The sequence below is a fragment of the Helicobacter didelphidarum genome (assembly GCF_003364195.1).
Taxonomy (GTDB): domain Bacteria; phylum Campylobacterota; class Campylobacteria; order Campylobacterales; family Helicobacteraceae; genus Helicobacter_A; species Helicobacter_A didelphidarum.
The window spans coordinates 1-12,959 of record NZ_NXLQ01000033.1 but is presented as its reverse complement, the minus strand read 5'-3'; the positions used below and the strand labels follow the sequence as shown (position 1 = coordinate 12,959).

Genomic DNA, 12,959 nt, shown 5'->3' with positions numbered 1-12,959 from the left:
GGGGAATCCTCCTCGTAGCGTAGATTCTATTGTAGCAAAGCTAGAAAAACTCACCAAAGAGCTTATAGGTTTTTCTCTAAGGTCGCTTGAGCTATCATCACAAGATGAAGCCAAAACCTTTTATAATAATACAAACAACGACATTATTGACTCGTCATTGCGAGGCAAAGCCGAAGCAATCCATAATAAAAATATCATATTAAGCGACAGCAAAATATCCGAAAACGCAAACAATGGATTGCCACGATTTGCTAATGCAAATCTCACAATGACGCAAAAACAACAAAAAGACGACTTTAACACCTTAAAAAGCCTCTTAGAATCTCTACCTACCCCACCACCACAAGGCTGGGAGAAGAAAAAGTTAGGGGAAATTGTATCTGTGCAAAGTGGTGGAACTCCTAGCAGGGGTAATGCAAATTATTGGAATGGCACGATAAGTTGGCTTAAGAGTGAAGTTTGTCAAAATTGTTATGTTTATGAAAATCAAGTTAAAGAAAAAATCACAGATGATGGGTTGCAGCACTCATCAGCAAAAATCCTCAAAAAAGATTCTGTGTTAATTGCATTAGTTGGTGCAACAATAGGAAAGGCAGGTTATTTAACATTTGAAAGCGCAACAAATCAAAATATAGCAGGATTATATCCATTAGATGAAAAAATATTAAAATCTAAATTTTTATATTATTCTTGTTTTGGGCTTTATCCTCAATTTAAATCTTTAGGTGGATTTTCAATGGCAAATTTAACATTTATTAAAAATCTCCAAATCCCACTTCCACCGCTAGAAGCACAAGATATAATCGTGCAAACTATTGACTTTATAGAATCTCAAATAGATTCTATCAATACACAAATCAAAAATATAGAATCTAAAAAAGAAGAAATATTGCATAATGCCCTTACTATCGGGGGGGGGGGGGGTAACCTCGACACACTAGAAAAAGAATTAGCAAATCTTTATATACGCTTAAATTTTTATCGATATATCAAAGATTATGTGCTTGAACAATGCGGACTTAAACCCTCTCTTCAGAGCCTTATAGAATCTATAACGCCACTTTTTGAAACTATGAGTAAAACTCGTAAAAATTACAAATTTAGCAATAAAGAATTTTTTAGCCTACAAATTGGTAAAAGAGTGCTTGATAATGAGCTGAATCCAAATGGGAAAATCCCCGTATATAGTGCAAATGTCCTAAAGCCTTTTGGATTTATTGATAAAGAAATTTTGAAAGATTATAGGAGGGATTCTGTATTGTGGGGGATAGATGGCGATTGGTCGGTAGGCTTTATGCCTAAAAATCAGCCATTTTATCCAACCGACCATTGCGGAGTATTGCAAGTCATTGGAAATACACACAATGCGAGATATGTGGGATTTAGCTTAGAATATGCAGGGCTGAAAGCTGGATTTGATAGAAATCTACGAGCAAGTATTGAGAGAATAAGCAACCTTAGCCTTTCACTCCCGCCAAAAGAAGCACAAGATACAATCGTGCAAACTATTGACTTTATAGAATCTCAAATCTCATATTTACACTCAAATGAAATCCTATTGAGTGAGAAAAAAGAAGAAATATTAAGGGAATTACTCTATTGAATCTCTTAAAAGATTGTGGGCGATTCTCCCTCCCTTGCGAATGGATTTAGGGAGAGTGAAATTGCGATTGCTCCCTCATATAGAATCTCTTCTTAGGTTTCTTTGTCGCTCACTCTTTCTCATCGCTTAAGAAAAAGTGATTTTCTTAAGCTCTAGCCTACATTACAATGCAAAAAGCTCACTAATTGTTACAAATGGTGTATCATAGGCTTTCTTACTTTCCTCAAAGAGTGCAGAGATAGCTTTGCATTTTTTTGGACTAAGTCGTGTCGCAAGGGCATTATGAAACTTTTTGACTAAAAGCGGTATGCCCTCATCTCGTCGGCGTTTATGCCCTACGGGATATTCTACCTCTACTTTCTCACTCTTTGTGCCATCACGATAGAAAATCTGCACAGCATTCGCGATTGAACGTTTATCAGATTCTAAATATTCTTTTGTATAGCGGTCATCGACAAGCACTTCCATTTTAGAACGCAATTCATCAACCAAAGGATTAGCGGCGATATTGTCCTCATAATGCTCGGCTTTAAGCTCCCCATAAATCAAAGGAATTGCCACCATATATTGAATGCAGTGATCTCTATCTGCTGGGTTAGCGAGTTCTCCGACTTTATTGATGATTCTATGTCCTGATTCTTGTGTGGTGATGATGATTTTCTCAATGTCTTTGAGTTTGTTTTTTGCTTCATTGTGGAGTTTCAAGGCACATTCTACCGCAGTTTGTGCGTGAAATTCCGCTGGGAAGCTGATTTTAAACAACACATTTTCCATGACATAACTATCAAATTTTTGTTTCACAACAAGTTTTTTGCCTTTCATATTGACATCTTCAAAGCCCCAAAACTTCGCTGATAGTGCAGTGGGATAGCCCATTTCGCCTTTGAGGGCTTTGAGTGCGAGATTCACGCCTCTTGCACTTGCATCACCTGCTGCCCAACTTTTCCTTGATCCTGTATTTGGTGCATGGCGGTAAGTGCGTAAGGAGCAACCATCGACAAAAGCCAAAGATACGGCATTTCGCACTTCCTCAAAGCTCCCGCCAAGCATTACACTTGCCACCGCTGTGCTTGCAATCCGCACAAGCAACACATGGTCTAGCCCAACGGCATTAAAGGAGTTTTCTAATGCTAAAACACCTTGAATCTCATGTGCTTTAATCATAAATTCGAGAATCTCTTTGAGTGTAAATCCTTTTTTGCCCTCTTTGATATTTTTGCGACTGATATAATCGCCTAGAGCATAAATCGCGCCGAGATTATCGCTGGGGTGTCCCCATTCAGCGGCAAGCCAAGTATCATTAAAATCAAGCCAACGCACCATCGCACCGACATTAAACGCACCTCGCTCTGGCTCAAGTTTATAGCTTGTGCCGGGCACTCTCACGCCATCTTTGAACTCCGCTCCATCGACAACAGGTCCAAGCAACTTCGTGCATTGCGGGAATGCAAGGGCTAAAAGCCCACAACCAATCGTATCCATAAAGCAATATTTTGCCGTCTCATACGCGAGAGGCGAAAACTCTTTTTTTGTCATCGCATATTCTGCTATATCGCTTAAAAGCGTGTCAAACTCTGCTCTTTTTGCTTCCAAAATACCCATATTTTCCATAACTATCCTTTAAAAAATGATGAAAGATTGCTCTTTTTTTGATACATTTTGCTCCACATATATCTTTTAAGATTGTATGTGAATCCAAAACACCTTACCTTCTGCCATTTGCCTTTGTAGCTTTATCCTTTTGCTTTATGGACAAAGCTATGAGGCTTTTTCTCTAGCTTCTTTTTTCAAGAGGCACGAATTTTCTATCGCCTACGCCGATATATTCCGCGTTTGGACGAATGAGCTTATTATCCTTGCGTTGCTCAAAGATATGCCCAATCCAGCCACTTTCTCTACTCATAATAAAAATAGGCGTGAAATATTCGGTTTTAATCCCCATAAAGTGATATGCTGAAGCTGAATAAAAATCCAAATTTGGAAAGAGTTTTTTACTCTCCCACATAAATTTTTCTATCACTTCACTTTTGTCATAGAGTTCCGCATTGCCCACAGATTCGCCAAGCTTCCTGCTCCATTGTTTGATGACGACATTTCGCGGGTCGCTTGTTACATACACACGATGTCCAAAGCCCATAATTTTCTCTTTATTCTCAAGCTTTTTTTGCATAATTTCTATGACAGAATCTACTTTTGGAATACTATTTAAAAGCTCCATTGCCGCTTCGTTGGCACCACCATGCAAAGGTCCTTTTAACGCTCCGATACCGCCAACAACGCTTGAATGCAAATCAGAAAGCGTTGAAGAGATAATGCGTGTCGTGAAAGTCGAGGCGTTAAACTCATGCTCTGCATACAGAATCAAGCTCACATTCATCGCCTCAACCCACAACTGCGGGACTTCTTTTTGATGCAGTGTCTCAAGGAAAAATTTTGCTGTGCAATCTTTCAGCACAGAATCTTTTTTGGATTCAAAATCAAGCTCTTTTTTGTGAATATGATAAGCATGCCAATAGAGTAAAATACTCGGTGATGCACCAAGAATCTGCAAAGCAATTTCATCCTGATTGCTAAAATCCTCTTTTTCGCGCATAAAATTCCCCAATGCACTTACACCCGTTCTCATCACATCCATAGGGTGAGAATCTTTTGGGATAAGCTTGAGAATCTCTCTCACCGCTTGAGGCAAGATTCTAAAACTAAAGAGTTTTTTATTAAAATCTTCAAGTTCTTTTTTGTTTGGCAACTCTCCATACAAAAGCAAAAACGCCACTTCCTCAAAGCTCGCATGTTCGGCTAATTCATAAATATCATATCCACGATAACGCAAACTATGCCCATCACCAACGGTGCAAATCGCGGTTTTTCCAGCGATGATTCCAGCTAAGCCACCTTCTTTTTTCTTTTTTTCGCTCATTGTTTATCCTTTCTTTTTTTGGAATAAAGTATCAAGTTTTTGCTCATATTCATAATATCCTAACATATTATAAAGCTCCTCGCGTGTTTGCATTTTCTCGATACTTGCCTTTTGATGTCCATTTGCCAAAATATCTTTGAAAACTTCTAATGCTGCCTTATTCATTGCCCTAAAGGCTGATAGCGGATACAACACCATTGCAATTCCAACACTTTGTAATTCTTGCGTAGAGAAATATGGGGTTTTGCCAAATTCAGTAATATTTGCTAATACCGGCACTTTGACTTGTTTCACAAATTCCGCATACTCTTCAAGCGTATGGATAGCCTCTGCAAATATCATATCCGCTCCAGAATCTACATACGCTAATGCCCTATCAATCGCACTTTTTTGCCCCTCACTCGCGTGGGCGTCTGTGCGTGCCATAATGACAAAGTTTTTGTCCGCTTCATTTCGTGCGCTCACAGCGACTACCACTCTATCGCACATTTCTTGTGTGCTGACGAGTTCTTTATTTGGACGATGACCACATCTTTTTTGTGCGACTTGGTCTTCTATATGTGCTGCTGCCGCACCGGCTTTGATTAAGTCTTTAATTGTCCTATCAATATTAAACGCACCGCCAAATCCGGTATCAATATCCACAAGCAAAGGCAAAGTCGTAGCACTTGTAATGCGACGCACATCGATAAGCACATCTTCGACATTTGTAATCGCTAAATCAGGCACACCAACGCTTGCATTTGCCACGCCCGCACCGCTAAGATAGAGTGCTTTTGCTCCAGATTTTGTCGCCTGCAAGGCAGAGTAGGCATTAATCACTCCGAGAATCTGCAAAGGATTATTCGCCTTCAACGCTTCTCTAAATCGCAATCCTGCACTTTTAATTTCACTCATGTTTTTTCTCCTTTATGTTTAAGATTGAGTTTTGGGAAATCCCATACCCTTTAAAACTTCCGTAATATGCGTGAGGCTTTGTTCATCATCAATCGTTGATGGTTTTGTATAGGGTTTGCCCTCCGCAATACTTCGAATCGTGCCTCTTAGAATCTTACCACTACGCGTTTTTGGAAGTTTATTCACAATGCCAATAATTTTAAGATTCGCAAATGCTCCCACTTCAGCGATAGCTAAGCGGACAATGCCCTCTTTGATAAGTTCGGGCTTATCTTTCACACCATCTTTGAGTATGATAAGTGCGAGAGGGATTTCTCCTCTGAAGTCATCATCAATACCCACAACCGCACATTCCGCAACGCTTGGGTGAGAACTGATAGTCTCTTCTAATGCACCCGTTGAGATTCTATGTCCTGCGACATTAATGACACCATCCATTCTTCCCATAACAAACACATAGCCATCTTCGTCAATATAGCCATTATCGCCGGTAAGATAATATCCCGGATAGTGATTGAGATAGCTTCGTTTGTATCGCTCATCATCTTGCCAGATTCCAAGCAGACATGCCGGTGGCAATGGAAGCTTTAACACAAGATTGCCAAGCTGCCCTTTTTTACACTCATTGCCATCTTCATCAAGGACTTTGAGGTTAAAGCCGGGCATTGGCTTTGTCGCACTGCCGGGTTTTACTTTGAGTGTTTCTAATCCGAGAGGATTCCCAGAAATCGCCCAGCCGGTTTCAGTCTGCCACCAATGGTCGATGACAGGCTTTTTGGTAATTTTCTCAATCCATTTGAGCGTATTTGTATCACATCTCTCGCCCGCGACAAAAATGCTTCGCAAAGAATCCATATTATATTTTTTGACCATTTCACCTTTAGAATCTTCTTTTTTGATAGCACGGAACGCCGTAGGTGCAGCAAAAAGCACATTGATTTTATGTTGCTCAACAAGACGCCAAAACACTCCTGCATCAGGTGTTCTCACAGGTTTTCCCTCATAAAGCACGGTCGTGCAACCACTAAAGAGCGGGGCATACACGATATAGCTATGTCCGACAACCCAGCCCACATCAGAGGCAGCAAGGAAGACATCGCCGGGCTTCACGCCATAAATATTATCCATACTCCATTTCATCGCGACACAATGTCCGCCATTACTGCGAATAACGCCTTTTGGTTTGCCCGTAGTCCCGCTTGTATAAAGGATATAAAGCGGGTCGATAGAATCCACAGGTGTACAAGGCTCTTCTTTTGCCATCATTTCAAGATTTTCCCAATCAATATCGCGAAATGGAATCGTATCGGCGTGTTTTTGTGGTCTTTGCCAAAGCAACACAGCATTGACTTTATGCGAACTTTGCTTGATAGCAGAATCTAAAATCTCTTTGTAATCAATGATTTTATTCACTTCGATACCACAACTTGCTGTGATAATCATACTTGGCTTACAATCCTCTATTCGCATAGCAAGTTCGTGCGCACCAAAGCCACCAAATACAACGCTGTGGATAGCTCCAATCCTCGCACAAGCAAGCATAGCAATAACAGATTCTGGAATCATCGGCATATAAATCAGCACGGTATCGCCTTTTTTCACGCCTTTGAGCTTGAGAATCCAAGCCGTTTTTGCGATTCTTGTTTGCAATTCTTTATAAGTATAAGTTTTTATTGTATTGGTTACAGGCGAGTCATAGATAAGGGCTTTTCTATCGCCATGTCCGCTATGCACATGCAAATCAATGGCATTATAGCAACTATTCATACAACCGCCAACAAACCACCGATAATGATTATCAACAATCTCTAAAACCTTATCATACCAATGATACCAATGGATATTTCTCGCAGCATTTGCCCAAAACTCTTGAGGATTCTCCAAAGAGAGCTTATAATTCTCTTCATATTTTCCCATTCCTAATCTCCTACACAAAACTATAAATCTGTTCTTTTTTAGATTTAAAAATTATTGTAACTGAATATTTCATATTCTTATAGAACAATTTTTGACAAAATAGCGACAAAATAAAGACATAAATAACAAAAATGTATAAAAAATGAACAATTTGAAGTAGAATTATACAAGAGATTTAGAATCTAAGGGATAGACAATGAAAAGTAGTATAGAGAGGATTATGGCAATCCTTAATCGTTATGGCACAAGCATTTCATCTCTAGCAAATGTCGTTGGCAAAGATAGACGCACCCTCACAAGTTGGTTTGATGGCAGTGTGAAAAAAGAGCCAAGCCAAGAGATAAAGTCAAAAATTTGTGAGTTTTTCCGCTATCCGATGAGTATTTGGGATTGTGAAGAAAAGGAATTTTATAATCTTTTGCAATCTGTGCCAATCGCCGAGATTCAAATCATCGATAAGGGCTATGAGGGGAGTTTGCGTTATATCATCGAGCAAGAAAAAAACAATCGCTTAGTCATACACCCCAAGTTTCCCGGTCCTGCGTATCGGGATTCTATAATCCCCTCTCCTTACAAAATAAAGACTTCAATAGAATCTAAAAGATTGCGAGAGGAGCGAAGCAAAATGGTGCTGAATTATCATTTTATTTCGTTTGAGTGGTATTCCATAGAATCTCTCCTCAAATTCGCCTTTTGCCCTATCGGCAATGCGTATAGTCGCCAACAAAAGATTGTCATTTTGCAAACTATGCTTGAAGTCTTTGATGATAATTACAATAAACATTTATATTTGTTTGATTCGTATTCGACAAAAGTGCTTGGTATGGATACAATGTATATTTCTCTGAACAAAGATAAGAATCTTATGTTTTTTAAAATGCCTATTGATTCGCTCATTGTCGAGATTACAAACACCCCGCTTATTGATAAGATGTTTCGTCATTTCTCATCAAAATATTCGATACTAAAGCATATTCCGCCATCAGATTCGACGCAGATTCTCAAACTCATCTTAGAATCTATTCAAAACAATCATGAGCTTTTTGCGTTTTTATCTCTCGTGCGAGACAAAACACCTTATGGAGAACTTTTTGCAAATAATGTCATGCGGGATTAGTGTGGGCATAATGTATGGAGAATTGATTGATACATGAAAAGGGAAGTGGGATAATTCATAGAGAATCTAGCATTTCTATCAATATTCTAGCAACAAAAACGCTATAATGCCTTTTTATATTTTCCTAAAGTAAGTTTAGAATTCCTCTTCATAGTTTTCATAAGGATTCTATTTTGTGAAGAGAGAATCTCACATAAAGGCACACAATGTATTCACCAAATATAAGCGAAGAAGAGCTGAAAAACAAAGTCGCAAATGACTTTTTTCATCATAAGATATTCAATCACACGCGTATCATTGGCAAGATTGATTTTTGTATCTCTTATGATGATAAATCCTTATTTCATCAAATCAACTTCCTTTGGGCAGAAGCAAAAAAGGGTAAAGCTATCTCGCTTGTGAGTGAATATAATCCTAATGCTTCGCTTTATGATATAAAAGAGTTTTTTCAAGGACGCAAGGTAAGCTACAAAGATGGCGTAGCAAAAGAGGGCAATATGTGTGCGAGAAGCTTAGATTCTGTATATAATGATAAGATAGCCAATCTGCGTTATGCCCTCCAAAGCCTTGCAAGTAAAATCGAGCCAAAAATCTATGAATTTGGATTTTTGCGGTAAGGGGGATTTTATAGTGGCTTCAAGCGAAGAGTTTAAGGATTTCACACTTGAGCAACTCCGTGCGTGCGGGAGTGTGTATCGATTTAGTGCAAGAAAAATGTTTGGCGAATATTGTATCTATGTGCATGATTTTATAGAATCTAAAAAACCAATATTTTTGATATGTAATGATATACTCTATGTCAGAAAGCACGAAGCTTTGAGAGAGATTTTGAGCGAAAATGAGTGCGGATTCCCCTATGATGGTGCGAAAGAAAATTATATCCTTGATGTTGAGAATCTAGAGATTTTAGAATCTGTGATAACTACCCTCACGCCATTGCTCCCCATACCAAAACCAAAAAAGAGGAATAGCCTAAAAGACAAACATTAAGGAGGAAAAATCTCAATAATGTTCTTCTTTTGTCCATTTTATGCTAGAATATTCGTGTGCAAAAATAAAAACAATGCAAAAAGGACAAGAATGAATGTGCTAAAGAAAATGGGCAGACAAATAAGGCTTTGGTGGAAAATGCCACAAAAGATAGCAGAGATGAACAATAAGCTTGACATACTTCTCGCTCATCAAATGATAATAGCAAAGGACAATCCTAACGCACTCTTTGCGCTTCATAATGTGTGGGCTTCTCCACAAATTGTCCATCATCAAGAAAATCTTTTGCGTTATCTCAAACTTCTTCGTCCTTTTGTTTCACCATCGCTTAATCTCGTTCGTATCGGCGGGGATAACGATGGCGGATATTGTATGCTCCCCCCCCCCCCGTTGCAAATAACAAATCTCCCATAGCTATCTCACTTGGCGTATCTCCATATTCACCTTGGGATTTGGATATGGCAAATCGTGGCTACAAAGTCCTAGAAATCGATGGCAGTATAGAATCCGCGCCTTATCCAGAAAATCAAAATATCACATTTATTAAGAAGTTTATCGGCGACAAAAATGATGAGAGTTTCATCACACTTGAGCAAGTTATGCGAGATTGTAGCCTTGATACAAATGCTCATAATATCCTGCAATGCGATATAGAAAATGCTGAATGGGAGATGCTTGAAAGTATGGATATGGAGATTCTTAAAAATTGTTTTTCGCAAATGATTTTTGAATTTCATGGGTGTAATCCTAATAAAATCACACAAAGGCGATTTAGGGTGCTTGAGCAGCTTAATAAATATTTTGTGCCGATTTGGACGCATTTTAATAGCAATGGCAGACTTTTTGTGGGGAATGGCTTGTTTCTCTCCTCCCTTGTTGAGGTGTGCTATCTCCGCAGAGATTTGCTCCCAAGTGATGCTAAAGGTGTAAGCGGATTCTATCGGCTTAGTATCGATTCGCCAAACTTAATAGGTTTGCCCGATATACCATTATTTTTCCCTCCGCAACTCTCGCGATAAATTAAAAAATATAAACTGAGTCAAACTAGCACTCTTTTGTCTTTATTGTATCTCTAAAACTTTATATTGAATATTTGTTGGTTTGCATAAATGAGATATGTCTTCAAAGTTTATTGCTTAAAAAGATTCTATTAAAAATTCTTATTTCTACTTTAAAAATTTCATGACGATTCGATATATTAAGAATCTTTAAAAAAGGCGGGATATGAAACAACAACAAAACAACCCTCAAGCAAATATCAATCAAGAGAGAAGACGGAGCTTTACAAAACTTATGGGCATTGGAGCATTTGGCTTAGGAACAATGGCAATGAATCTGCATGCAAATGATGAAAAAATGGATTCTAAAATGAAACAAAATTATATTAATATAAATCCCGAATATGTTGATAGTGAAAAAATGATGTTACCAAAGACTTCTATGAAATTTCAAAAAGATTCTGTTGGGCTTGTTGTGGTAAATCCTCAAATTGATTTCCTTAGTCCCAAAGGAGTGGGGTGGAATATTTATGGTGCGAGCATTAAAGAAAATAATACAATTGATAATATAGGAATGCTTTTCCGTGTTGCAAAAGCTTTAATGCTTCCAACATTTATATCTTATGTTGTATGGAACAAATTAGATTTTCAATCAATGCCTAAAACTCCGATGAAAAACTTTATTAGAGGGACACGACTTGCCTATGGCTTAGGCGAAGGATTAAATGCAAACAATATTGAGAATAGTGGAGCAGATTTTGTCGCTGATTATAAACCTTTTATTTTGGATAATAAAACAGTTCTTACAACACCGCGTAAAGATTTTGGTTTAAACGGAAGCGATTTGAGTTCAAAATTACGCACACATGGGATAAAACAAGTTGTATTATGTGGTATGGATGCAAATACACATTTGGATTCTCACCTAAGAGATTTGTTGGCGGAAGGATTTCAAGTTTGTATTGTACGTGACGCCACTGCGGGAGCAAAGCTACCTGAAGGCGATGGTTATTTAGCCGCTTTAATTAATTTTAGATTCTTAGCACATGAGTTATTTTTTACAGCTGATATTGTGCAAAGATTACAAAATATGTAATTATTTAGTATAACTTGTCTTAATCAATTTTACACGCTTCAAATATTTACAAAATGTAGCAATAGCATTGCTTATAATTTATTAAGCAATGCTATAATTATATCTTTTTAAGAATCTGGGTATTTTTTAAAATACCTAAAAGACTCTAAAATCTATCATCGTAAAAGGAAAATTAATGAACTTTTTTTCTCATTTAAAAATTGGGACAAAGATTATTCTTGCCATTATTTTAACCGTTTTTTTATGTTTAGGAGCATTGGTTGTTGTTGTAAGCTCACATTCATCAAAAATCCTTTCTCATGAATCGGAAAAATTAATTATTAATGTTGGAAAGAGGGCGGCTAATCTGGTTGAAGGATATTTAAGGGAGTCTCGTGCTACGCTTAATCTTGGACATGCGGAGATTCAAGAAGCATTACTTCATGGTTATGGTCAAACCAATGATACTTTATTGGAAACCACACTAATAAATATGCTTGATAAAAATACTTTAGGTATTTTTGGTTACATTTATCTCAAAAATATTCACCTACAAAATTCTCGATACCATATTGGAAATGATTCTGTAATATTGGGTCACGACTCTCAACCAGCAGTAGAAGGTGGTGTTCAGCTCACTGATGCAACTCAAGATGTATTAAACCTTAGGGGACTGCAACAAGCAATGCAAACAGGTAAAATGAGTGTTGGGAAACCAGTTAAAATGAGATTTAATGGGATAGAGGTAAATGTGCTCAGCATTAATATTCCTTTCTTTGATTCTAATCATCAAGTAGTTGGTTCGATAGGCTTATTACTTGATATAAACACTTTAGCTAAAGTTATGAATGATTCTAGCAGACTTTCAGTATTTGAGGGGGATTATAGGGCAATTTTAACTTCCGATGGAACTATCATTACAAATCCAAATCCAGAATTTATCGGTATGAGTCTTCTAGATGCAAATAGACATCCTAGTGCTACGGAAGTAGTAAATGCAATTAAAAGAAAACAAGAAGGGGTAATGCCATACAATAACTTACAAGGAGATATAAGTTATACTGCAAACGCATTCTTTAATATAACAGATGATGTGTATTGGAGCGTGTTAGTTACTGCTCCCGAAAAAGCAATTTTTGCTCCTTTATCCCAATTACAAACTTATATGTTTGTTGGTAGTTTGATTGCAATTTTTATTGTTTGTGCAATAGTCTATTTTGTCATCAGAAGTAATATTACCATGCGTATTCACACCGTTCAATCTATTTTATTTGGCTTCTTCAAATATCTTAATCATGAATCTAAAAATCCTCCAAAACTTGTTCATCCTAGAGCACAAGATGAAATTGGTGCTATGGCAATAGCCATTAATGAAAACATAGAAAAAACACAACAATCACTCAAACAAGATACGATTGCCATAGAACAATCAGCCAAAACTGCTC

12 protein-coding genes are annotated in these 12,959 nt (G+C 37.7%); 8 read left to right on the top strand and 4 right to left on the bottom strand.

The window, feature by feature from the left end; all coding sequences use genetic code 11:
• The coding region (locus CQA53_RS09455; RefSeq protein WP_181882414.1) for a restriction endonuclease subunit S at window positions 1-1,603 on the top strand (1,603 nt) is incomplete at its 5' end.
• A 162-nt stretch (window positions 1,604-1,765) separates the two neighbouring features.
• On the opposite strand, the gene prpD is transcribed toward CQA53_RS09455, so the two are convergent.
• The 4 genes from prpD to CQA53_RS09435 form a co-directional block, all read right to left on the bottom strand.
• Window positions 1,766-3,214, bottom strand: coding sequence for a 2-methylcitrate dehydratase (prpD, locus tag CQA53_RS09450; RefSeq protein WP_115543755.1), 1,449 nt, complete (start codon window positions 3,212-3,214; stop codon window positions 1,766-1,768).
• Between the two features lie 163 nt (window positions 3,215-3,377).
• The gene (locus CQA53_RS09445; protein ID WP_115543754.1) at window positions 3,378-4,520 is read right to left on the bottom strand and encodes a citrate/2-methylcitrate synthase; all 1,143 of its coding nucleotides are present in this window, start codon (window positions 4,518-4,520) and stop codon (window positions 3,378-3,380) included.
• 3 nt (window positions 4,521-4,523) lie between these two features.
• Complete coding sequence (gene prpB / locus CQA53_RS09440; RefSeq protein ID WP_115543753.1) at window positions 4,524-5,417, bottom strand: methylisocitrate lyase; 894 nt, start codon at window positions 5,415-5,417, stop codon at window positions 4,524-4,526.
• 18 nt (window positions 5,418-5,435) lie between these two features.
• A complete protein-coding gene (locus CQA53_RS09435) occupies window positions 5,436-7,334 on the bottom strand; it encodes an AMP-binding protein (RefSeq protein ID WP_115543752.1) in 1,899 nt (632 codons plus the stop codon).
• 196 nt (window positions 7,335-7,530) lie between these two features.
• Here CQA53_RS09435 and CQA53_RS09430 point away from each other — a divergent pair, with 196 nt between their 5' ends.
• The 7 genes from CQA53_RS09430 to CQA53_RS09400 all read left to right on the top strand — a co-directional run.
• Complete coding sequence (locus CQA53_RS09430) at window positions 7,531-8,451, top strand: helix-turn-helix domain-containing protein (protein ID WP_115543751.1); 921 nt, start codon at window positions 7,531-7,533, stop codon at window positions 8,449-8,451.
• Between the two features lie 206 nt (window positions 8,452-8,657).
• A complete protein-coding gene (locus CQA53_RS09425) occupies window positions 8,658-9,068 on the top strand; it encodes a hypothetical protein (protein WP_115543750.1) in 411 nt (136 codons plus the stop codon).
• Window positions 9,069-9,081: 13 nt separating this feature from the next.
• Window positions 9,082-9,441: a TfoX/Sxy family protein gene (locus tag CQA53_RS09420; RefSeq protein ID WP_115543749.1), complete on the top strand. Its 360-nt coding sequence runs from the start codon at window positions 9,082-9,084 to the stop codon at window positions 9,439-9,441.
• Between the two features lie 90 nt (window positions 9,442-9,531).
• Window positions 9,532-9,855 carry a hypothetical protein gene (locus CQA53_RS09415; RefSeq protein WP_115543748.1) on the top strand — a complete coding sequence of 108 codons (324 nt, stop codon included), beginning with the start codon at window positions 9,532-9,534 and terminating at the stop codon, window positions 9,853-9,855.
• The gene (locus CQA53_RS09410) at window positions 9,810-10,460 is read left to right on the top strand and encodes a hypothetical protein (RefSeq protein ID WP_115543747.1); all 651 of its coding nucleotides are present in this window, start codon (window positions 9,810-9,812) and stop codon (window positions 10,458-10,460) included. The genes CQA53_RS09415 and CQA53_RS09410 overlap by 46 nt, the downstream gene beginning before the upstream one ends.
• Before the next feature lie 205 nt (window positions 10,461-10,665).
• Entirely contained in the window at window positions 10,666-11,535 is an 870-nt protein-coding gene (locus CQA53_RS09405; protein WP_115543746.1) for an isochorismatase family protein, read from the top strand.
• A 175-nt stretch (window positions 11,536-11,710) separates the two neighbouring features.
• Window positions 11,711-12,959 (top strand): PDC sensor domain-containing protein (locus CQA53_RS09400; RefSeq protein WP_181882413.1); only part of this gene is annotated, 1,249 nt, incomplete at its 3' end.

Excerpts from the sequence above, each read along its gene's own strand:
- prpD (WP_115543755.1), bottom strand. The coding sequence starts at position 3,214 with ATGGAAAATATGGGTATTTTGGAAGCAAAAAGAGCAGAGTTTGACACG.
- CQA53_RS09445 (WP_115543754.1), bottom strand. The coding sequence starts at position 4,520 with ATGAGCGAAAAAAAGAAAAAAGAAGGTGGCTTAGCTGGAATCATCGCT.
- prpB (WP_115543753.1), bottom strand. The coding sequence starts at position 5,417 with ATGAGTGAAATTAAAAGTGCAGGATTGCGATTTAGAGAAGCGTTGAAG.
- CQA53_RS09435 (WP_115543752.1), bottom strand. The coding sequence starts at position 7,334 with ATGGGAAAATATGAAGAGAATTATAAGCTCTCTTTGGAGAATCCTCAA.
- CQA53_RS09430 (WP_115543751.1), top strand. The coding sequence starts at position 7,531 with ATGAAAAGTAGTATAGAGAGGATTATGGCAATCCTTAATCGTTATGGC.
- CQA53_RS09425 (WP_115543750.1), top strand. The coding sequence starts at position 8,658 with ATGTATTCACCAAATATAAGCGAAGAAGAGCTGAAAAACAAAGTCGCA.
- CQA53_RS09415 (WP_115543748.1), top strand. The coding sequence starts at position 9,532 with ATGAATGTGCTAAAGAAAATGGGCAGACAAATAAGGCTTTGGTGGAAA.
- CQA53_RS09405 (WP_115543746.1), top strand. The coding sequence starts at position 10,666 with ATGAAACAACAACAAAACAACCCTCAAGCAAATATCAATCAAGAGAGA.